Here is a 22003-nt window from a genome sequence, read left to right on the forward strand (position 1 = left end):
GGAACTGAAAGAGATAAAGGATTCTTTGATGGAACCGATTATTAAGCACACCGGTATTGGCGTTCCGCTACGCCAATCAAATGTTGATACCGACCAGATTATTCCCGCGGTGTATCTCAAGCGCGTTACTAAAACTGGTTTTGACGATGCCCTCTTTGCTGGGTGGCGTAAAGATGAGAATTTTATTCTCAATCAGGAGCCGTACAAACGCGGTTCAGTGCTGGTAGCAGGCCCTGATTTTGGTACAGGTTCATCGCGTGAGCACGCTGTCTGGGCGCTGAAAGATTACGGTTTCAAGGTTGTCATCTCAGCCCGTTTTGCAGATATCTTCCGCGGTAATTCCGGCAAACAGGGTTTGGTTGCAGCTCAGGTAGCTCAGGATGATATTGAGTTGATCTGGAAGCAGATTGAGAACGAACCCGGCACCGAGATTACTGTCGACTTGGAATCAAAGACCGTACAGTGCGGTGCCCTGACCGTACCTTTCCAGATTGATGATTACGTGCGCTGGCGTCTCATGGAAGGTCTCGATGATATTGGATTGACTCTGCACCATGAGGACGCGATTATCGAGTTTGAAGCGAATCGTCCGGCGTGGTTGCCGCGTACTTTGTCTGCACAGTCCTAAGTAAAAACCAACGAGGTCAGAACGCTTTTTTATAGGCACTCTGACCTCATTGTGTGAGTCGGTGTGAGCGATATATACCCATATTAAGTACGGGAATTTAATGTCGGTAGATTATGCTTATAGTGCTAGGCTATTTGATAAGACGTATTAGCTTATTCGCACGGCCATACAAGAGAATTTCTTATTCAACACGCTTCTGCCTTCGTGCGGTGGCGTGTTTACAGGCTTATAAACGATTGGATTTACATGACCAGCGCACTTCGTATCGAAGGTGGTACTCCGCTGACCGGTGAGGTCAATGTTCGAGGAGCCAAAAACCTGGTTCCCAAGGCGATGGTTGCCGCTCTGCTCGGCTCTACCCCCTCAGTATTGCGCAACGTACCTGAGATTAAAGATGTTCAGGTTGTCACCTCACTGGTTGAACTTCACGGTGTCGCTGTGACTCTCGATAAGAGCACCGGGGATCTCACCATGGATCCCTCCAATGTGTCGGTAGCTCAGCACGCTGATATCGATGCTCACGCTGGTGATTCACGCATCCCGATTTTGCTTTGTGGTCCGCTCTTGCACACCATCGGTGAGGCGTTTATTCCTGATCTCGGTGGTTGCCGTATTGGTGATCGACCCATTAACTACCACCTGCGCGTTTTGGAAGAATTTGGTGCGCAGGTTGAGAAACTACCCACCGGTATCTCTATGAAAGCACCTGCTGGTGGTCTTAAGGGCGCTTCTATTACTCTGCCGTTCCCCTCTGTGGGTGCTACCGAGCAGGTTCTGCTGGCAGCCACCATGGCAGAAGGCAAGACTGAGCTGAAGAACGCGGCTATTGAACCTGAGATCATGGATCTCATTGCTGTTCTGCAGAAGATGGGTGCCATCATCACTGTTGAGACTGACCGTCAGATTATTATTGAGGGCGTTGCAGAACTCAAGGGCTACAACCATGTTGCACTGCCTGACCGCAACGAGTCAGCATCATGGGCATCAGCAGCTCTTGCTACCGGTGGCGATATCTTTGTACGCAATGCGTCGCAGAAAGATATGAGCACCTTCATTAACGTTTTCCGCAAGCTCGGTGGCGGTTTGGATATTCGTGAAGACGGTATTCGTTTTTACCACCCCGGCGGCGATTTGAATCCCCTCTTTGTTGAGACCAATGTACACCCCGGTTTCATGACCGATTGGCAACAGCCCCTAGTGGTTGCGATGACCCAAGCGCAGGGTGTCTCTGTGGTTCACGAAACCGTGTACGAGAACCGTTTTGGTTTTACGGACGCGCTGGTTCGCATGGGCGCAACGGTACAGCTGCATAAAGACTGCTTGGGCCCGACTCCCTGCCGTTTTGGCCACAAGAACTTTAAACACTCCGCAATCATTACCGGTAAATCACAGCTGCACGGCGCTGACATTCACGTGCCGGATTTGCGCGGTGGCTTCTCGCACGTCATTGCAGCCTTGGCAGCTGAAGGCACCTCCAATGTCACTGGCATACAGGTTATTTCACGCGGTTACGAGCACTTCGTCGACAAGCTCACTGATCTCGGTGCGAGCTTCGAGGTTGTAGGCTAAAGACCATGGCTTCATCATCAAAAAAGAGGCAGCTACCCGAACTCAAACCCACCAAGTGGGGAGATATCGTTTACAAGGTTGCGGGCAACATCGTTCGACCACTTTACAACCTGGTGATTGATATTGAGTTCCGCGGACAGAACAAACTACCGCGAGGCGGGTTTATTGTTGTTGCTAACCACACCAGCATGGTAGATCCGATTACCGTAGCCTACCCCATGTTCATCAAGGGTGCGTTGCCTCGTTTTTTGGCGAAAGAATCCCTGTTCCATGCCCCTGCTTTGGGCTGGTTGATGCGTACTATCGCGCACGTTCCGGTGTCACGCGGGTCAGTGGACGCACGTAAATCCTTAGAAACAGCACAAAACATTGTTGATGCTGGCGGTTCGATTATTATCTACCCTGAGGGTACTCTGACAACAGATCCTGACGGATGGCCGATGAGCGGACGCACCGGTGCGGCACGCCTCGCCCTGGCAACCGGTGCGCCGGTGGTGCCTATTGCTCACTGGGGTGACCACGAATTCTTGCCCTATAGCGGTAAGCCCGTATTCGGTAAGCGCCACCGCGCAGTGGTCTCTATCGGCGACCCTCTGGATTTTTCTGACCTTGTAGATAAGAACGGATCGTCTAAGCCAACCCGCGCCCAGCTCATGGAGGTCACCGACCGCATGATGGATTCAGTGACCGAGCTGCTGGCTGATATTCGTGGCGAGGAAGCACCGACCGGACGCTGGAACCCCAGCACCGGCGTCCGCGAACCCCGTATAGAAGGCGGTCGCTAAGTGACGGCACTATCTACTGAAAAAGTAGCTGTCATGGGCGCAGGCTCGTGGGGCACTGCCTTTGCCAAAATTGTTGCTGACACGGCAGCCCAAACCCAGCAAAATCTCACCGTGAGCCTGTGGGGACGCAACGTTGAGGCAATGGCGTCCATGAGCGCTAGCGGTATCAACGAGCGGTATTTTCCTGAGGTTCAGTTGCCTGCGGGCATCGAGTACACCTCTGACACGGCAGCTGCCCTGAAAGGTGCAGGTATTGTGGTGTTGGCGGTGCCAGCGCAATCTTTGCGCGAGAACCTGAAGAACTGGGGCACCCAGATTGAACCCGGTGCCGTGCTGGTGTCACTGGCAAAGGGTCTAGAAGGCGGCACCGGCTACCGTATGTCCGAGGTCATCACCGAAGTTCTCACCGAGCTCGGCAACCAGAATGTAGTTCAGCGCGTCACGGTGCTGTCAGGGCCCAATCTTGCCCGCGAAATTGTGCAGGAAGAACCCACCGCGTCCGTAATAGCTGCCCCCGACGAACCCACAGCAGCACGCGTTGCTACAGTGTGCGCTAACGGTTATTTTCGTCCCTATACCAACACTGATATTGTGGGCGTTGAAATTGGCGGCTTGGTTAAAAACGTTATCGCACTGTGCGTTGGCATGTGCGAGGGCAAAAACTACGGGGACAACTCTAAAGCCTCCGTCATGACCCGCGGACTCGCCGAAACCACGCGCCTAGCGTTGGCTCTTGGTGGCAAACTAGAAACTATGAGTGGCCTGGCGGGTATGGGCGATCTCATCGCAACCTGCTCGTCCCCACTCTCACGTAACCACACCGCCGGCAAACTACTGGCACAGGGAATAGACCCCGACCAACTGGGTACCGTCATGACCCAAACCGCTGAGTCCGTGAAAACAGCCCCCGTGGTTGCCCAACTCGCCCATCGACTGGGCATCGAAATGCCCATTACTGAGGCGGTAGTTGCCGTGTTATCGCACAAAATTACTGTGGATGAACTCGCCCCCGCGCTACTGGGGCGCACCCTCAAGTCTGAGGCGAACCACTAAGCGACTTTCGATACCGAAGAAAGAGTAAACATTTTTATGACCAGTGCAACCAAGCCAACCGTAGCCCTGCTGTGCGGTGGTCGTTCATCAGAGCACTCCATCTCACTCATCACCGCCTGCGGTGTACTGGGAGCCATCGACACCGAAAAATACAACGTTCTACCGATCGGTATCACCCGCGACGGTAAGTGGTATCTCACCACCGAAGAGCAGCTACGCGAACTCACTCGTCGGGATGCGCTTGCTAGTTTCCCGGAAGGCGGTCAGCAGGTTTTCTTGCCGCTGGGAGCAGGGGATTCCCGCCTGCGCGTCATTAATGAGGACGGTTCGCTGAATCATTCAGAGTCAGTAGACGTGGTTTTTCCGCTGCTACACGGTCCCTTCGGCGAAGATGGCACCCTGCAGGGTCTGCTTGAAATGGCTGACCTGAAATACGTGGGCTGCGGCGTTACCTCGTCAGCTGTTGCGATGGATAAGCATTTCATGAAGGTCGCTTTTGAAGCTGCCGGTTTGCAGGTTGGCCCCTACGAAGTCATCACCAAACGCCAGTGGCTACAGAACCCGGAAGCTGCGCGTACCCGCATTGAGAGTCTTGGCTTTCCTGTTTTCGTCAAACCTGCCCGCGCGGGTTCTTCCTTCGGTATTACCAAAGTGGATTCCGTAGCAGAACTTGATGCCGCCATTGAAGAAGCCCATAAGTTCGACCCCAAGCTCGTTGTTGAAGCCGGTATCGTGGGCCGCGAAGTCGAATGCGCTGTGCTTGATAGCCTCAACGGTGCCCAGCCACGAGCGTCCTACCCAGGCGAAATTGTGGTGACCGATGAAGAACACGGCTTCTACGACTTTGATGCCAAATACGTTTCAAAAACCTCTGCTACCACCCAATGCCCGGCAGATTTGCCGATTGAGGTCTCAGAGCGTTTGCGTGAGCTTGCTGTTGCAGCTTTTCTATCAGTTGATGGTGAGGGGCTATGCCGCGCTGACTTCTTCTACACTCAAGATGGAAAGCTAATCATCAACGAGGTCAATACGCTGCCCGGTTTCACTCCCATTTCGATGTACAAAACCATGTGGGAGAACTCCGGTATTAACTACTCTGATCTTATTGATGAGCTGATTGAATTAGCACTGGCCCGACCGCTGGGTTTGCGCTAAATCTTTGAACAAGATTAAACATAAAAGCTGCCTCACTGCGAACAACAATGAGGCAGCTTTTATACATTCATCTAAGAACCGGTCACATCATCAGCACTGAGGCACTGTTGGGTTTGTTCAATCTGTGCAACAGCGGAGTTAAGGCTGGTGAGCAGGGTGGACGATGCAACTTCGTCGGCATTAAAAGTAACGGTGATTGCGGGGGCTCTGCCGAAGGTGGTAGCCGTCCAGGTGCCTGTAGCTGTTTGCTCAGAGGAGCGCAATGTTTCGCTCACCCCAGCATCTGCGGGGACGCTCGTGTCCTGAGGTTCAGATTCTTTAAGGGGGTTGAGAATCCAATCGACCCCATTGACTTCAGCACACGGGTCAGTCACCGGCTGCTCAATGTTCACCCCGCACTTGACAATAATTGCAGCCGGATCGCCCCAGGCTGTAGTAGCCTGCGCCGTGGTCTCGCGCTGGGTAAAACCCATCAGTTCTTGGGGCATCGCCACCATTGCTTTGGCGCAATCCGGGTGGGCGGCGTCCGGTGCTGCTGTAAGGTTCACCGGAGACGAACACGCCACCAGACAAAGAGCGGTCACACCGGTGAGTGGGAACAAACGAGAGAGAAAAGATGAAGTTGACACCCTTTCATCTTAGGCGATGACAAACGGTGCCGGTGTCGAGAAAGGGTGATGCGTGCTATTGAGTGTTCAAGAGATCAGCCGGTAAGCTAAACAACATCAATTGATGAAAGAGAGAATATGCAACGACGTTTGATCCAGTACAGCCTTCCGGTCTGGGGCGCAGTAGCAGCCCTATCACTGCCGGCAAGTGCTGCATACGGTGATGATGCCGTGATTCCCTCTCAATTTTCGGTGGGGGAATTGCTCTCTGCACCGCAGACAAATGGTGCCGCGGATTTAAGGTTTAGGGAGCTTGTCGCGCAGCCCACGGTCACCGCCGAACCGTCGCAGGTACCATCCGTTACGCAGGAGCCTATAGCACCGCCTTCATCTTCTGATACCCCTGAAGACCCCGTCGCTCCGGTTGATCCAGGGGAATCGGCAGAACCCTCACCTGACCCCTCAACACCGGCAGACCCCTCACCGAAGTCTCCTGAACCTGAGGTGCCTGATCCTGAAACGCCCGCGCCATCAGAGCCAGAGCAGCCCTCACCAGAACCTGAATCACCGGAGCCTACGCCCACGCCCGAGCAACCTGACCCGTCACCGGAGTCACCCATCATCGGTGGAGCAGCTAGCGTTGATGACTCGGGCGGTGATAATCAGGTGCCACCGGCAGATGACGAATCAGCTGAGGCACAGCCCGACGGGGAATCTGACACCGTGCAGCCCTCCAACCGAGAACCAGGGGTCGTCGATGGGTCAGATAATACGCCCTCCCTAGAGGTTCCTGGGAGAGCGCAGAATTCGACCTCTGATTCTCAAAGATCGCAGGGCGCTACGGGGAAACTCGAAGACACTTTTGCCGGACGGGGTGAAAACAGGCAGAGTTCAAGCTCTGATTTTTCATCAGCCTTGCTGGGCGAAATCGACTCTACTGAGAGGCAGTTGAGCTCCGGAGAAATCTTTGGCGTACACTTTGAGAACCCCGTAGAAGGCATTGAAGGACGCGTGCGTGCTGATGAGCCAACAGATGCAGCGATGAGCAATCTCTTGAGGATTCCTGGGGCTGAGGACTGGGTAGGCGACTACCTTCAGCACAGCACTAAAAACAAAGACAAAGTAGCAGCTGCCGGTAATAATCTTGGTGTTTCGGGTGCAGACGGGGCAAATGCTCAAGCAGGTACCGTTGAAAGCTCCGGCACTATCACCCGCGGGGTCTCCGTCATTCCCGGTGCTGGGCCGCTCTTGCTCTTTACCGGTATTGCGGTGACAATCATCTCCGTCATTGTGCGGCGGTTCGCGCAGACCAATAACGGTAACTAAAATTGTGAGGACGATTGGCTCACACGTGAAAGGGGCGGTACATGGCGCAGGTCAGTGACTTTTCGGAGCAGGAGATCATCGCGGCATTCGCCCCGCAGCTGAGCGCTCACAACCAGCGTGCCCAGGAACGGTCTCAGGTGCTAGTGACGGGACCGGGGGATGATGCTGCTGTACTTGATTTGCGCGGGGCACTGACGGTGGTTACCACCGATACCCAGACTGAGGGGCAAGATTTCAGGCTTGAATGGTCAAGCGGTGCCATCACCGGCGGATACGATGTGGGGTGGAAGGCAGCCACCCAGAACCTTGCCGATGTTGCCTCGATGGGTGCGCAACCTGCGTCCATGGTGGTTTCGCTTTCGTTGCCACCTCACACACCCCTAGAGTTCGTTACTGACTTCGCGAAAGGGCTTACGGACGCCTGCGTGGCGATGGGTGCGACTACCTGCACTATTGCTGGGGGAGATATTGGTGGATCCACTGAAATATCGGTGACGGTTACAGCGTTGGGTACTACCTTGCACCCTGTTTATCGAAGCGGGGCGCGCCTAGGGCATATTCTTGCCGTTGCAGGGGAGCTGGGCACCGCCGCTGCTGGGTTAGAGCTTTTGGATTCCCCCCTCTCGAATCACGTCTTTGAGACAAACGCCCGTGCCTGCGTGAGCGCCCAACAGCGTCCTGTTGCACCGCTGGCAGCCGGAGTAGCTGCGGCGGGTAAAGCCAGCGCAATGATGGATATTTCTGATGGGCCGTTGCGAGATGCCGCGCGCATTGCAGCGGCTTCACAGGTGAGCCTGAATTTTTCTTCCCAGGCGTTAGAGCCTTTTATTGCACCTTTGGTTCCTGTTGCCAAGCTCTTGCAAGATACTGATGAGGCTCTTGAGCACGGAACACCTTACGAGCTAGCCCAAAAATGGGTGCTAACCGGCGGTGAAAACCACGGGTTGCTGGCTACTTTTTCGCGGGTAGATGAGATGCCTGCTGACTTTGTGCAGGTGGGCACCTGTTTTGCGTATGATAAAAATCAGCCCGTCACGGTAGACGGGGCAGTCTACGCGGGTCAGGGATGGGATCATTTTGAGTAACTGGTGGAAGACATGGCTTGAATCAGCTCAGCGCGTCATCAGCGAGCGCGAGCAGCAGCTTAACGCCATGAATGTTTTTCCTGTTCCTGATGCTGATACTGGCACTAATCTGCGCTTGACCTTGCAGGCTGCCGGTAGCGGTCATACTGCGGTGGAATCTGCCCGTGCAGCATTATTGGATGCGCGCGGTAATTCGGGGACGCTGTGGAGTATCTGGTGGTCGGCGGTAGCTGGCGAACTTACCCAGGACCGGGACGAACTACCCACCCAACAAGCCTTGGTGGAGGCCTTTCTTGCCGGTGCTTCTGCTATGCGTGAGGCACTGACAGAACCTGTTGAGGGAACCATGCTCAGCGTCGCTGATCGCCTGGCAGAGGGCACGGTCACGGATATGTCATCCGCTGTAACGGCAGCTCGGCAAGCAGTTGCTCTTACCTCTTCGCAGCTCAAAGAACTAGCCGGTACTCAGCGGGTCGATTCAGGCGCTTTGGGCTTTCTCTACGTTTTTAGTGTGCTCGCTGAACTTTATACGGGCGATTCGGTAACTGAGGAGATCGATAAAGATCATCTTTCTAGCGGCGAGATGCCACAAACAGCCTCGTCAGGGCGCGACTCATCTGCTGCCCTTGAAGTCATGGTGAGCGTGCAGGCAGACGCTACCTCCATGGCGATTGCCCGTAGCCAGCTAGCACAAATGGGCGATTCCCTCAGTGTGGCTCTCGCTGACTCATCAGCAGACCCTCTGCTCTGGGCAGTACACCTTCACACTGATGACCCCGGTGCCGTGCGCCAAGCTCTTGAAGACACAGGCACCCTGAGCAACTGGCGCACCACCGCTCTCTAAACCTGAACCACAGAAAGAACGATGTAGCCATGCTGGATGCACCCGATACCGAGGCGCTCTTCACGATTCCCGACCCCGAAGGTCCAGCCTCCTCACGTTCTGCCCGCGCCAAGCGTCCTGACAAGGGCAAAGCTGCTTCTTCGCAGAAAAAGCGAACAGCAACAGCGCGTACCCCGCGCACAGCGAAAACCACGGACGGCACCCAGCAAACCGCACCGGCTACCTCCGCCTCAACACCTGAGAAAAAAGCGCCGGTCAAGAAAACCCGCTCACAGAAAACCTCACCCCGCACACCTGCCAGCGATAACACCCGACAGCAGGTACAAAAAATCAAAGCGCAGTACAGCAGCGAAAAACGCCTAGAAAATGAGCCACTCACCACCTATTTACATCACGCCACTGCCAAAAGCATCTCTACCCACATAGGCTGCAAGACAGTGGGGGAGCTGCTCGAATACTACCCGCGCAAATACCTACCCCGCGGGGAACTCACCAGTTTCGCGCAACTCATCGAAGGTCAAGACGTCACCTTGCTCGCTAAAGTGCTCAGCGTCAGCACCCGCTCTATGCAATCGCGTCGTGGATCCATCACCGAAATCGTTATCACCGACCAACTCACCGATGATGATACGACCGCATCCACCGGTGGATGCGGCGTGCAGGGCGGACGCTCCACCTTTACCCCTGGTGGCGGTGCAACCAACCCACGGGTGACAGGCAGCGCCTCTGGCTACTCCGACACCTACGGGGTCCCCAATGACGTTTTCTTTGACTTTCCACCGACTCACGCACCACTAGGGCACTGGGGCACAGGCAACTTCACCCGCAACCAATCACAGATGACCCTCAGTTTCTTCAACGCCTGGACGGCAGCACGAGAAATTCACCGCGGCGATCACGTCATGTTCTCAGGCAAGGTCGGCACCTATCGAGGTGAACTCACCCTCACCAACCCTCACTTCGCCGTACTCACCGGCGACGAAGTACCCGAACGTGCGTCCGCAGAAGCCATCGAACGCGCCAAACACCGGGCAACAGCTCCCATACCCGTCTACAAAGCACCGGCAAAACTACCTACCGACCGCATTGCTGCAGCCATCGAGCAAGTACTCGATAAAGCGCCCCTGCGCGAGCTAGAAGACCCCGTGCCCGCCTCTATTCGCCGTGCCCGCAAGATCCCCTCGCTTGCATGGACCTACCGTGCCCTTCACACTCCAGATACTGAAGAGACGTGGAGGGCAGCCCACTACTCTTTGCGGTACCGCGAAGCATTTATTCTGCAAATTGCCCTGGCACGCACCCGTGCTGCCCGCAAAGCCCACCAGACTGTTGCCCGACCCGCTCTCGAACAAGGGTATGCTCAGAAACTGCTGGAGCTATTGCCCTATGAACTGACTGTAGGTCAGCAGAAAGTAGGGTCGCAGATTGCCTCTGATTTAGCGTCTGAAACACCCATGAACAGGTTGCTGCAGGGAGATGTAGGCTCGGGAAAAACAGTGGTTGCCTTGCGTGCCATGTTGCAGGTAGCAGATAACGGCGGTCAAGCTGCCATGCTAGCGCCCACCGAAGTACTGGCTGAACAGCACTACTATTCGATTCTCGATATTTTGGGACAGCTTGCTACCAGTAAGCCGGGCACCGCTGGGGTGCGTGTAGTACTGCTTAAGGCGTCTATGCCCGTCAAAATCAAGAAACAGACCCTGCTGGAAATGGCATCGGGGCAGGCTCACATTGTGATTGGCACCCATGCCCTCTTAGCCGATGCGGTTCAGTTCGCTGATTTGGGCATGGTTGTGGTTGATGAGCAACACCGGTTTGGTGTGGAGCAGCGCGACGCTCTGCGCGGTGCTGACGGGGCACTCCCGCACCGGCTGGTCATGACAGCTACCCCTATCCCACGTACTGTGGCGATGACAGTTTTTGGTGACCTTGATACCTCGGTGCTCGATCAGCTACCTGCCGGACGCCAGAAAATTACTACCCACGTGGTTCCTCTTGCTGAGAAACCTACCTGGCGAGAGCGTCTGTGGCAGCGTGCCCGCGAAGAAGTTGATGCTGGTCACCAAGTTTACATTGTGGTTCCCAAGATCGGTACTGGTACGGCTGATGAGATGGGCAGTGATGGGACGGGGCAGACTCTTTTAGGGGAGGATGCGCAGGAGAAATTACGTGAGCCGCTCACTTCTGTGGCGTCGATGCTTGATGAGCTTTCGACTGTTCCTGCTCTACGCGGTGTACGTATTGAGGGCTTGCACGGTCGTATGGATACGGCGGTGAAGTCTGATGTGATGCGCAGGTTCGGTGCCGGTGAGGTTGATGTGCTTGTTTCAACCACGGTTATTGAGGTGGGTGTGAACGTTCCGAATGCTACATTGATGGTGATTATGGATGCGGACCGCTTTGGTATTTCTGGGTTGCATCAGTTGCGCGGGCGTATTGGGCGTGGCTCTTTGGCGGGTACGTGTTTGTTGGTGACTAAGCAGCCGGCGGATGGGGTTTCGCGTGAGCGTCTTGCTGCGTTGGCTGCGTCGACGGATGGTTTTGAGTTGTCGAAGATTGACCTGGAGCAGCGGCGTGAGGGTGATATTTTGGGTGCGGCGCAGTCGGGGAAGAAGTCGACTTTGAAACTTTTGCGTGCTTTGACTGATGCGCCGTTGATTGAGAAAGCTCGGGAGGATGCTCAGGGGTTGGTGGATGTTGATCCGACGTTGGCGGGGTATCCGGATATTGTGCGGACGTTGGAGCGTGCTTTGGATGATGATGCCGAGGCGTTTTTAGGACGCGGCTGAAAATTCCGAGCGAGCGAGGAAATAAATTTTCAGCCGCGTTAGCCGCCGCTAGTCAAGACTCACGAGAATGGCTAGAACCGGTGCTGGGACGACCTATTAGTGATGAGTGCTCGATTACTATGCGCCAGCGGAAAGAAAAAGTTAGCCGCGTTAGCCGCCGCTGGGCAGCTCTTTTGAGAATGGCTAGAATCAGCGCTGGGTTGACTTATTTAATGCGCGTGTTTGGTGACTACGTTCGAGCGAGGAAATAAATTTTCAGCCGCGTTAGCTGCCACTTGTTGTGTGGTGTGTGTGGGCGTGGGGTTGATGTGTTTGGTGTTTGAGTTTTTGCAGTGTGCTTACTCGCTTATAGAGTGATGACACTTTTGAGGGGCGGGCGGTTTGGGGTCTGGGTGTTGTAGATTATTGCTGTCTTGTTGTTTGGCGTGAGGAGTGTTTGATGAGTCGTATTGTTGCTGGTGTTGCTGGTGGGTTGCGGTTGGCGGGTGTGGCGGGGGATAACACGCGTCCGACGACTGATCGGGTGAAGGAGGCGCTTTTTTCTCGGTTGGAGAGCTACGGTGTTGTTGAGGGCGCTCGCGTGCTTGATGTTTTTGGTGGTTCGGGTGCTTTGGCGTGTGAGGCGCTCTCGCGAGGGGCGGCGTATGCGGATGTTCTTGATGTGTACCCGAAAGCGGTGGCTACCTGTGAAAAGAACCTTGCTGCGGTGTTGAAGGCTGTGCCGGATGCAGGTGGGCGCGTACACAAGATGACTGCGCGTTCCTTTGTGGCTCACTATTTCAGTGAGCCTTTTGATCTGGTTTTCTGTGATCCGCCGTATGCGATGACTAACGAGGAGCTGTCGGAGATTCTTGAGCTACTCACTCCTCATCTAGCAGTGGGTGCTGTTGTGGTGTTGGAACGCTCTACTCGCAGCGATGATCCCCTGCCTCCGTCGGGGTTGGAGGTTTTCGCGTCCAAAAAGTATGGCGAAACGACCCTCTGGTACGTAGAACCTGCTGCGTAATCGGTCGATCATCTCAGTCTGTGGAAAGAACACCATGAGAAAAGCCGGTGGGGTAGCTATATCACGATAGCTACCCCACCGGTCTTTTTTCGCTAAATTACTTTTTGGCTTTAGCTCTGATGAGATCGAGTGCCAGCACGGTGCCGAAGATTGCTAGACGCACATCTGCCGGGGCCTGCGGATCGAGCTTAAGCTGGTATTTACTGCGACCCAGCAGTCCCTTACCCAGCCCTGCCCATGCGCGTGATACTTGCGCGGCACGGTGGTTATTGACCATCACCGCAAAATCAAAGCTAAGGGGGTTGCCCTCTAAGGTGAGGGTGAGGTTCTGCGCCATCTCAACGGTTACTTTGGTTTTGAAGAGGGTGAAGTTTTGCACCACGGACGCTAGGTGCTCACCGTTGCCTTTGTATATCTCAAAGCGGTCGCGCCCCAATGTCACCTCATCATTCACCTTGAGGTAGACCAGACCGTCGGGACCCAAAAGATCAAAATAGCGGCTGCCCATTACCATGCGGGATACTGAGTCACCCTGGGTTTTGAACTCACCGAGTACCTGGTCGTTAGCAGAAAGCAACTGGAAATCGTTGCTCATAAAACCGCTGGTCTGCTGAAAGATGAGAGAATTTTCGGTGAGTAGCGCCGGGAGGTTCTGCTGGGGATGGGGTGCTTCGGTCATGATGACACTCCTCGTTCTTGGGTGCAGGTACTAGCTACCGTCAGCGATATTCATCGCTCACGAAACGTTGTATGTGTGTAGTTTACCTGATGCAGTGTGACCTCTAGCGCAAAAATAGCTAAGAGGGAACTAACCGGTGAATCATATTCTATTGGCAGGTAAAGCCTCTCAGCAGTTGAGTGCTTATCAACCGCACGCGAGACCTAAAACCCTGTACCCTTATTTTATGCAGTTAGTAGTGTGCCCCGGCTCTTTTGACCCCATTCACAACGGTCACGTTGAAATTATTACCCGCGCCGCCAAAACCTATGGTTCTGTGCTGGTGGCGGTTGCTCACAACTCTAAAAAGAACTACCGGTTCTCTTTGGACGAGAGGGTTCAGATGGTGCGCGATACCTTTGAGTACCTTGATGGGGTAACAGTGGAGGCGCTGCCACCAGATGTTCTGCTCGCTGACTTTGTGCGTTCCAAGGGCTCAAGTCTCATGGTCAAGGGGTTACGCAACGTCGCGGATTTTGAGTACGAAGCACCGATGGCATCTATGAACCGCCATATCTCAGGGGTTGAAACCTCCTTTGTGGTGGGTGACCCCAAGTGGACTCACCTTTCATCGACCATTGTTAAAGAGATCGCTTTCTACAAGGGGGATGTAACAGCCTTCGTGCCACGCTCGGTGCAAAAAGCCTTCGGGCAACTCTGAAATCAGCCCCGCCGCGTCCGCTCACATCACAATCACCATACGCTCGCAGTGAGCTTAAACCCACAGTTCACCGCATTGATTGATAAGGTTTAACGTGGAATGCTTGTACTACCTGCAATTTGCATCTAAAATTGTAGGTTGGTTCTAAAATTCGTCAGGAGTTCGTCATTTCACGAAAAAATTCATCGCCCCTGGAGATCTCGGTGCGAGAGCTGAGTCATCGACCGGGAGCTATGGAAGCGCTCGATGAAGTAGTTCCAGCGCCAAAAGATTTTGGCAACGCTCTCATTGGGGCGGAAGAAGGCAGCGACATCAATCTTGATGTTCGCCTTGAATCCGTTGTAGATGGTATTCTGGTAAGCGGTGTTGCCACCGTGGATGTACACGGTGAGTGTAGCCGATGCCTTGATTCAATCGACTATGAAGTATCTGCCGATGTTCAAGAGCTCTTTGTCTTCGAGAAGGCACCCGCTGGTGGCCCCGAAGATGAAATTGATGAACAGTACGCTGTAGAGGACGATTCAATCGACCTTGAGCCTGTACTGCGGGACGCAGTGATTCTTCAGCTGCCGTTCCAGCCCGTTTGTCGGGAAAACTGCTTGGGCTTGTGCTCTGAGTGCGGATTACGCCTCGAAGATGACCCCGAGCATCACCATGAGGTGCTTGATTCTCGTTGGAACGCCCTAGCCGGGTTGTTCGACGAGAAGACTAAGAACTTATAAGTTATTTAAGAGAAAAGAGATAGCTGTGGCTGTTCCCAAGCGGAAAATGTCCCGTGCTAACACCCGCGCACGTCGTTCACAGTGGAAGGCATCAGTGCCTCAGCTGGTAAAGACCATCGAAAACGGTCGCGTAACCTACAGCCTGCCTCACCAGGCTAAGGTTGTTACCGATTCAACCGGTAACGCACTGTTCTACGAGTACAAGGGCCGCAAGGTCGCTGACGCCTAATTCTTAAGCGTCAATGACTGACTCTGTACATAGAGCTTTTTTGCAACGTCTCGGCGTCGATATCGACGCCGAGACGTTTGTGCTTGCGCTGACACACCGCTCATATTCTTTTGAGAACAACGGTGTGCCCCATAATGAGCGCCTGGAGTTTTTGGGCGACTCTGTTCTTTCACTGGCTGTAGCTGAAGAGCTGTACCGTCGTCTGCCCGATGTTCCTGAGCGTGAGTTGGTATCGCGTCACCATGCTGTGGTGTCTACTCGTACTCTGGCGCAGATTGCCCGTTCACTCGGTTTGGGTGAGCACATTCTTTTGGGCAAGGGTGAGAAACAAAGCGGCGGCGCGAATAAAGATTCTATTCTCGCTGATACACTCGAAGCGATTTTTGGTGCTGTGTATATGCACCAAGGACGTGAAGCGGCACGTGATTTAGTCTTGCGTTTGACCGGCGATTTGTTGGAGGACGAGCAGGTTTTGGGTGCCGGTGCCGACTGGAAAACATCTGTTCAGGAGCTGGTGGCTCACCAGGGGCTGGGGGAGCCCAGTTACCGGGTTGATGGTGTTGGCCCCGACCACGAGCGTCGTTATACTGCGGTTTTGGTAGTTGCTGGCGAAGACATCGTTGCTAGCGGCGGTGAAAGCAGCAATAAAAAAGAAGCTGAGCGAGAAGCTGCCCACCGTGGTTTTGAGATTCTCAAACAGCGCTTTGGAATCAACCAATCCTAAAAGTTGCAAGGCAATGACACCAGCCAACAGAAGCGTGGCGGGCTCTGAGAAAGAGAGCTTGCTGCGCTTTTGTTGTATCTTGAAGAAGAACTTATGGTAGCGATCATCAAGAGAAAAGATAGGTGGGGTTTGTCATGCCTGAATTACCCGAAGTTGAGACGGTGCGTGCCGGGGTCGCTCATCATGTGCTGGGTGCCTGCATCGAGTCTGTGACGGTACACGATGCCCGTTCTGTGAGACGTCATACCGGTGGCTCTGTTGATTTTGTTCGCGTGTTGGAGGGAACCTTCATTGTGGATGTTGCCCGCCGTGGCAAGTACCTGTGGCTGCTCTTGGCAGAATCAGCGCAGGGGGACGCGCGTGCCCTGCCCGGGTTGGTGGTGCATCTGGGAATGAGCGGTCAGTTGCTCATTAAAGATTCAACTTTTGCTCCTGATAAGCATCTGAAAATTACTCTGGATGTGCTGTTACCTGATGGGGCAGCGATGCAGCTTCGGTTTGTGGATCAGAGAATCTTCGGTGGGATGTTTCTTGATGAATTAGAACCCACTACCGACGTGGAGGGTACCTTGATTCCTGCTGCGTCGCGGTCTGAGCAGCAGCTACCGGTGATTCCGCGGGCGGTTGCTCATATTGCTCGTGATCCGCTGGATTCTCATTTTTCTTACGCTGAGGTGCGTTCTCGAATGCTGCGTACTTCTTCTGGTGTGAAAAGGTTACTGCTGGATCAATCGGTGATTTCGGGGGTGGGCAATATTTATGCTGATGAGGCGCTGTGGCGGGCGAAGCTACACTATAACAAGCCCTCTAAAACGCTCACCGCCGCGCAGACTCGTGAACTTTTGGACGCAGTGACCGAGGTTATGCAGGCAGCATTGGTCGCCGGTGGCACCTCTTTTGATGCTCTCTATGTGAATGTGAACGGTCAGTCCGGTTATTTTGACCGGTCGCTCAACGCCTATGGTCAGGCGGGTAAGCCCTGTAGCCGCTGCCTTGAATCTGGGCGAACATCGATCATTGTGCGAGAACCTTTTATGAACCGCAGCTCCTACCGCTGCCCCCACTGTCAGCGCACCCCGCGACAACCACGATAGTGCCCTCCAGCTATAGAGAGAACAGGAGCACCACCGCCATGGAGGCGGTGCTCTTGCACTTTAATACTTGATTTATGCGCTGTAGCGCCCTCGATAAAAGCTGCGCAGGCGCTCGTAGCCCTCTTCAATAGAAACAGCGGGATCCCATTGTAAAAGTTCGCGGGTGGTGCGCTGGTCAAACCAGTGGGCGGTCGATAGCTGCTCAGCCAAGAAGGCGGTCATGGGCGGCTCGTCCTCGCCGGGCTTAACCTCCCAGACCTTCTCAATAACCCAACCGGCAGCATAGGCTGCCTTAGCGGGCACCGAGCGCTGAGGTGCAGGCACACCTGCCGCATGAGTAAAACCCGCCAGAATCTCAGCAACAGTGCGCGGCTGACCATTGGTGACAACCAACGGCTGACCGTGAATATGCTCAAGACGCTGGTAGGCGGCAAGAACAGCGTCCACCGCGTTGTCAATATAGAGTGTGTCTATCAGGGCTGTACCACCGCTAAGTAACGGCAAACGACCGGCGGCGGAGCGCTCAATCAACCGCTCCACCAGCTGGGTATCACCGGGGCCCCAGATCAGATGCGGACGCAAAACACCGACCCGGAAGTCATCGGCATCAGCCTCTAGAGCCAGTTTTTCGGCGTACGCCTTAGAACGGGCATAATTACCCCGGGCGTGATCAGGGTCAGCTGGAGTGTTACCCTCACCTACCAGCGAAGAACCTGCGTGCGCCACCGACGGTGAAGAAATGTACACAAACTTCTCAACGCCGTGGTTTTTAGCGGTCTCCAAAAGGGTGCGGGTACCAATAACATTGGCTTCCAGGTACTGATCCCACTGACCAGAAACCGAAACCTTCGCCGCGATGTGAATAACACCATCAACATCTGCCATTGCCTGATCAACAGCATGAAAATCAGAAACCGAACCGCGCACCTGGCTCAAACGCTCGCGCACCGACTTAGGCAGCAAAGCAGCCAAGCCCGCGTCCGAACGCTGGAAAACACGCACTTCAAAACCCTCGCGCAAGAGCTTCAGAGCCACCTCGCGTCCGAGCATACCGGACGCGCCGGTCACGAGTACCCGCTCGCCACGAGCGTCAGCAAAAGAATCTTCGGTGAGTGAATGCAAAGAAATAACAGACATTATGCGAGCTTCGCTTTCTTGCCGCTGAGAATTTTATCTGCCCACTGAGCCAACAGGGGGCGATCAATCTTAGAATTGTGGCGAACATCGGTGGGGTGTTCATCCACGACCAAAACCGCTGCGAGATCAACACCGGTATGCTCAGCTACTGCCGAGCGCACCTGCTGAGTCAGATCAAAAGGTGCCTGACCTGCGGGCATCTTTTCGTGCGTCTCAACCACTGCCACGGGAGTTGCCGTCCCCGAAGGTCCCACTGCCACTACAGCAGCACGCTTGATACCTGCCACCGTTTCAGCAGCAAGCTCAGCAGCTACCGGGGTGAGTACCCCCTGCCCGGTAACCATAACGTGGGCTAGACGACCCTCAACCCACAGACGGCCCTCAGCATCGAAGTGCCCCACATCGCCAGTGCGATGCCAGCCCGGGTTCTGAATGGAAGTTTCCTCCGTCACCCAGAGAGTGTCGTAGCGGTCTTTGACGTGCGGGGCGCTGACCACAATCTCACCGGTTATGCCCGGCTCCTCGGTTAGCTCTGCTGCGGGCACACCGTGCGCATTAAGGGGAGCGAGACGAACCTGGGCACCGTAGACAGCAGTACCTACGCAGACGCCGTTACCGGCACCAACCATGGGAGTAGTGTGCAGCTCGTTCTCGCCGTCATCGTGGGCAGCCAAAATAGTTTCAAAGCTGACATCGGTAATGGGCAGAGCCTCAGTCATGCCGTAGGGGGTGTGAAGTGAAGCCGAGGGCAGTAGCTGCTGTACTTTCTCCAGCAACGGCAGCGGAATAGGCGCACCTGCCGAGAGCAACAGATTCACCGAGGAGAGCCCCTGACGTTGGGCGGCGGTCAGCTCATCGGCTGTTGCCACCACATTTACGAGAGCTGCAGGGGAGGCAAAAATGGCGGTTGCATCAATGGCCGCGGCAGCGGACGCCAGCGCCGAAGCCGAGAGGGTCTTGGGTTTGGTGACATCCATCTTGGGGGTGACCGAGGTGCATCCTAGACCGGGGCCCAGCAGAGCAAAAGGCGCGAACCCGGCAACCAAACCGGTACCAGCTTTTAGACCGTAGGTGTTTTTAATAGCATCGCGCATACCAGCCATTTGACGGTGGGTGTAAACAACGCCCTTGGCCGGGCCTGTCGAACCGGAGGTGTAGAGCACCGCAGCATCAGCATCGGGGTCAGCTTCTTCTACCTCGAAGAGTGAAACGGGCGCGAAATCTGCTATTGAACCCAGGGCACCAAGAGCCTTCAGAGCGGGTGCAGGCAGGGCGTCCGCACTGATGCGAGCACCGGGCCAGCCCAGAGTTTTTGCTGCAAGCAGAGCAGTTTTAATACCGACGATAAAATCGGGTTGGGCGCCCTTGAGGGCACGAGTTAGACCCTTGGCACCCAAACCGGTGTCTGCAACGACCACGACAGCACCAATTTTGAGGCAAGCGTACAGTAGCGCAGTGAGGCGTGAACCCGGAGGCACCATGAGGTTGATGCGGTCTCCGCGCTTGACACCCAGCTGGCTCAGACCGGCAGCTAGGCGGTTTACCTCTGCTGCCAACTGCGCCCAGCTCTTTTGAGCAATCACTTCAGTACCATCGCCTCCCATATCAACCACGGCAAGGCTGGAATCGTTACTGCGAGCGGTAATCTCGCTGAGCATTGATAGGTAGTTGGCAGAACCGTGCAAGGGCGCGCGTGCTTGGGTGTGCGCCTGGCGGTGGGTTTGTTCATCGACAAAGTGCTGGGTTAACCAGCTCATGATGGGGGAGGCGATATCTTCGTCCTCAGCCACCAGGTGAGATGCGTTCTCGTAGCGGTGTACCTGGGCGTGAGGCATACGGCGTATCAGATCCATCATGTACTTGCGCTGGAAGACCGGGTCCTTAGTGCCCCATTGGAAGAAAGCAGGAACGTCCAGAGTTTTAATACCCTCAGCGATCTTCACCATAAAGGGGTGTGACTTGGTGCCGGGATTAAAGGGAATATCACCCACGAAATGCTGGATGGCGGCGCGCCTGGATTCGGTGCGGTAGGGGGCACGGTAGGTGGCGCGTACGTCCTTGGGTAATCCTCCCTGGGTAAGACCCAGCGTGACGTCCAAGAAAGCGGTGGTCTTTGAGGTACCGAAGGGATGGAACTTGGGTGCCAAGGCTAGACGCAGGGCAGCGGGCAGTTTTTCGCGGTAGTCGTGGAAGACGCCGGTGTTGGTGAGCATGACACCGCGCACCAGATGACGGTGAGCCAAAACCCAGCCCAAAGAGATGAGACCGCCCCAGTCGTGGGCGAGGGTAACTACCGGCAATTGAGTATCATCAAGACCAACAGCGGCGGTGAAGTCTCCTAAATCAGCCAGACGATCTTCAAGCGAACGCACCAAGCCTGTGCGTTCTGAAAAGCCCATATCAATCTGGTCAACGGCAATAACGCGCCAGGGACGCTCAGCGTCGGTTGCCGCGGCGATGACGCTACGCCACAGATATGACCAGGTAGGGTTACCGTGAACGCACAGAATCGTGCCTACATACTCTCGACCCTCTAGGGCATCAATGTTATCGAGGTAGTGCCAGGTGCGTGAAGTGCCAGCAGCCTCAACGGGCGCGGTTGATTCAACGGTGAGAGTTTTTGACCAGAGAGGGTTTATTCCGGGCCAGTATGAAGCATCAAAGGGAATCTGTGCCATCAGCAACTACTTTCAAACTATCAATGGAACGTCAAACGTGACCTTCAATGCCTGGGGCGCAGGCAATGGGCAGCGTTCTGAGCTAAAAATGGGGGGGAGCTTACCAAATAATTTCGGTGAGCGCGGTGTTCAGACCGGAGCCTACACCCAGGCAAAGAATGCGGTCACCCTTTGAGTAGGTGGGTGCCTGCTGTGCGAGAGTCATGGGCAGAGCTGCTGATGCCACGTTGCCCCAGGTGGGGAAGGTCAGCGGCAGCTTCTCTCGGTCAAGGTCGACAGCCTCAATAATGGCGTTAGTGTGGGCGTTAGAGACCTGGTGGGTCACAATTGAATCCATGTTTGACCAGTCCCAGCCTTCATTCTGAGCTTCGCGCCATGCTTCGGCAACCAGCTGCAGACCGTGCTTGAGTAGACCTGCTGCATCCGTTTGCATGCCCTGGTCAGCTTCGCCACCGATGCACAGGTTGCGGTGCTCGGTGCCCGCGCGTGAAACGGTGCCCACAATCTTGTGACCTTCAGGATGCGCGTTGCTGGGACCGATAACGGCAGCAGCGGCACCAGAACCCAGGGTGAGGGTGGCGAACTGCGCCAAAACGTCATCGCGGGTGGTATCGGGCTTGCTCAGAATACGCATGGCGGTGCGGTGCCAGGGCGAGGGATCTTCGGCAGCAACAATCAGCGCGTACTTAACAGAACCGGCATCAATCATGGATGAGGCGACGGTCATTGCGTTTACAAAACCAAGACAAGCGTTGGTGATATCGAAATCTAGAGCATGGCGCGGTAGATCGAGGCGGTCGTGAATACCAACAGCTACAGCGGGTTCGAGGTTGTCACGGGTAACAGAAGCGTTGATAATCAGACCAATCTGATCTTTAGTAACACCTGACTCTGCGATAGCTTTTTCAGCAGCCGCCACAGCGCCGTCTTCAAAATGCACACCATCAGCCCACGCACGTCGTTCTTTGATGCCTGCCAAACGCTCTAGAAGACCTTTGGGCAGACCCAAGCGCTTGTAAGTATCTGAGAGCTGGTCTTCAAAGAAAGAAGAGGGAACGACCTCGGTGGGAATCTCGTGAGCAATTGCTAGTAACGAAGCATTCGAGTGGCGGATATCGGAATTCTGAGTCAAGGGGCTACGCTTTCGTACCGTGAGCTGGGGGTTTCTGTAGATAAACCTGCAGAAACGATG

At 54.9% G+C, this 22003-nt stretch carries 20 protein-coding genes; 15 read left to right on the forward strand and 5 right to left on the reverse strand.

Annotation, left to right across the window (positions count from 1 at the left end; all coding sequences use genetic code 11):
• Positions 1-28 precede the first annotated feature (28 nt).
• The 5 genes from leuD (at position 29) to JR346_RS04335 (ending at position 5190) form a co-directional block, all read left to right on the forward strand.
• Positions 29-628, forward strand: coding sequence for a 3-isopropylmalate dehydratase small subunit (gene leuD / locus JR346_RS04315; protein ID WP_205483513.1), 600 nt, complete (start codon positions 29-31; stop codon positions 626-628).
• A gap of 246 nt (positions 629-874) precedes the next feature.
• Positions 875-2197: a UDP-N-acetylglucosamine 1-carboxyvinyltransferase gene (gene murA / locus JR346_RS04320; RefSeq protein WP_205483522.1), complete on the forward strand. Its 1323-nt coding sequence runs from the start codon at positions 875-877 to the stop codon at positions 2195-2197.
• A gap of 5 nt (positions 2198-2202) precedes the next feature.
• Entirely contained in the window at positions 2203-2982 is a 780-nt protein-coding gene (locus JR346_RS04325) for a 1-acyl-sn-glycerol-3-phosphate acyltransferase (protein ID WP_205483524.1), read from the forward strand.
• Positions 2983-4035, forward strand: coding sequence for an NAD(P)H-dependent glycerol-3-phosphate dehydrogenase (locus JR346_RS04330; protein WP_255521933.1), 1053 nt, complete (start codon positions 2983-2985; stop codon positions 4033-4035).
• A 36-nt stretch (positions 4036-4071) separates the two neighbouring features.
• Entirely contained in the window at positions 4072-5190 is a 1119-nt protein-coding gene (locus JR346_RS04335; RefSeq protein ID WP_205483526.1) for a D-alanine--D-alanine ligase family protein, read from the forward strand.
• Between the two features lie 71 nt (positions 5191-5261).
• Here the strand turns inward: JR346_RS04335 and JR346_RS04340 are convergent, their stop codons facing one another.
• The gene (locus JR346_RS04340; protein ID WP_240334019.1) at positions 5262-5819 is read right to left on the reverse strand and encodes a DUF3515 family protein; all 558 of its coding nucleotides are present in this window, start codon (positions 5817-5819) and stop codon (positions 5262-5264) included.
• A 117-nt stretch (positions 5820-5936) separates the two neighbouring features.
• On the opposite strand from JR346_RS04340, the gene JR346_RS04345 reads away from it, so the two are divergent.
• From JR346_RS04345 to JR346_RS04365, 5 genes are all read left to right on the forward strand, one after another.
• Positions 5937-7124: a hypothetical protein gene (locus tag JR346_RS04345; protein WP_205483528.1), complete on the forward strand. Its 1188-nt coding sequence runs from the start codon at positions 5937-5939 to the stop codon at positions 7122-7124.
• Between the two features lie 41 nt (positions 7125-7165).
• Positions 7166-8209, forward strand: coding sequence for a thiamine-phosphate kinase (gene thiL / locus JR346_RS04350; RefSeq protein WP_205483530.1), 1044 nt, complete (start codon positions 7166-7168; stop codon positions 8207-8209).
• Complete coding sequence (locus tag JR346_RS04355; protein ID WP_205483533.1) at positions 8202-9053, forward strand: DAK2 domain-containing protein; 852 nt, start codon at positions 8202-8204, stop codon at positions 9051-9053. Before thiL ends, JR346_RS04355 begins: the two co-directional genes overlap by 8 nt.
• Positions 9054-9082: 29 nt before the next feature.
• Complete coding sequence (locus JR346_RS04360) at positions 9083-11842, forward strand: DEAD/DEAH box helicase (RefSeq protein ID WP_205483540.1); 2760 nt, start codon at positions 9083-9085, stop codon at positions 11840-11842.
• A 439-nt stretch (positions 11843-12281) separates the two neighbouring features.
• Positions 12282-12848 (forward strand): RsmD family RNA methyltransferase, encoded by a 567-nt coding sequence (locus tag JR346_RS04365; protein ID WP_205483542.1) that lies wholly within the window; start codon positions 12282-12284, stop codon positions 12846-12848.
• A 97-nt stretch (positions 12849-12945) separates the two neighbouring features.
• On the opposite strand, the gene JR346_RS04370 is transcribed toward JR346_RS04365, so the two are convergent.
• Positions 12946-13527, reverse strand: a complete 582-nt coding sequence (locus tag JR346_RS04370; protein WP_205483545.1) for an LURP-one-related/scramblase family protein — start codon at positions 13525-13527, stop codon at positions 12946-12948.
• Between the two features lie 136 nt (positions 13528-13663).
• Between JR346_RS04370 and coaD the strand changes: the two genes are divergently transcribed.
• The 5 genes from coaD (at position 13664) to mutM (ending at position 16996) form a co-directional block, all read left to right on the forward strand.
• Positions 13664-14227 (forward strand): pantetheine-phosphate adenylyltransferase, encoded by a 564-nt coding sequence (gene coaD, locus JR346_RS04375; protein ID WP_370592596.1) that lies wholly within the window; start codon positions 13664-13666, stop codon positions 14225-14227.
• Positions 14228-14460: 233 nt separating this feature from the next.
• A complete protein-coding gene (locus tag JR346_RS04380; protein WP_205483549.1) occupies positions 14461-14949 on the forward strand; it encodes a DUF177 domain-containing protein in 489 nt (162 codons plus the stop codon).
• A gap of 25 nt (positions 14950-14974) precedes the next feature.
• The gene (rpmF, locus tag JR346_RS04385; RefSeq protein ID WP_204876773.1) at positions 14975-15178 is read left to right on the forward strand and encodes a 50S ribosomal protein L32; all 204 of its coding nucleotides are present in this window, start codon (positions 14975-14977) and stop codon (positions 15176-15178) included.
• Between the two features lie 13 nt (positions 15179-15191).
• A complete protein-coding gene (rnc, locus tag JR346_RS04390) occupies positions 15192-15902 on the forward strand; it encodes a ribonuclease III (protein WP_205483551.1) in 711 nt (236 codons plus the stop codon).
• 134 nt (positions 15903-16036) lie between these two features.
• Entirely contained in the window at positions 16037-16996 is a 960-nt protein-coding gene (gene mutM, locus JR346_RS04395; RefSeq protein ID WP_205483559.1) for a bifunctional DNA-formamidopyrimidine glycosylase/DNA-(apurinic or apyrimidinic site) lyase, read from the forward strand.
• 72 nt (positions 16997-17068) lie between these two features.
• Here mutM and JR346_RS04400 read toward each other — a convergent pair whose 3' ends face one another.
• The 3 genes from JR346_RS04400 to JR346_RS04410 all read right to left on the reverse strand — a co-directional run bounded on the left by JR346_RS04400 (position 17069) and on the right by JR346_RS04410 (position 21943).
• Entirely contained in the window at positions 17069-18133 is a 1065-nt protein-coding gene (locus tag JR346_RS04400; RefSeq protein ID WP_205483561.1) for an NAD(P)-dependent oxidoreductase, read from the reverse strand.
• A complete protein-coding gene (locus JR346_RS04405) occupies positions 18133-20811 on the reverse strand; it encodes an alpha/beta fold hydrolase (RefSeq protein ID WP_205483564.1) in 2679 nt (892 codons plus the stop codon). The genes JR346_RS04400 and JR346_RS04405 overlap by 1 nt, the downstream gene beginning before the upstream one ends.
• A gap of 100 nt (positions 20812-20911) precedes the next feature.
• Positions 20912-21943 carry a 3-oxoacyl-ACP synthase III gene (locus JR346_RS04410; protein ID WP_204876761.1) on the reverse strand — a complete coding sequence of 344 codons (1032 nt, stop codon included), beginning with the start codon at positions 21941-21943 and terminating at the stop codon, positions 20912-20914.
• Positions 21944-22003: the final 60 nt, after the last annotated feature.

The sequence above is a fragment of the Rothia sp. ZJ932 genome (genome assembly GCF_016924835.1).
GTDB lineage: Bacteria > Actinomycetota > Actinomycetes > Actinomycetales > Micrococcaceae > Rothia.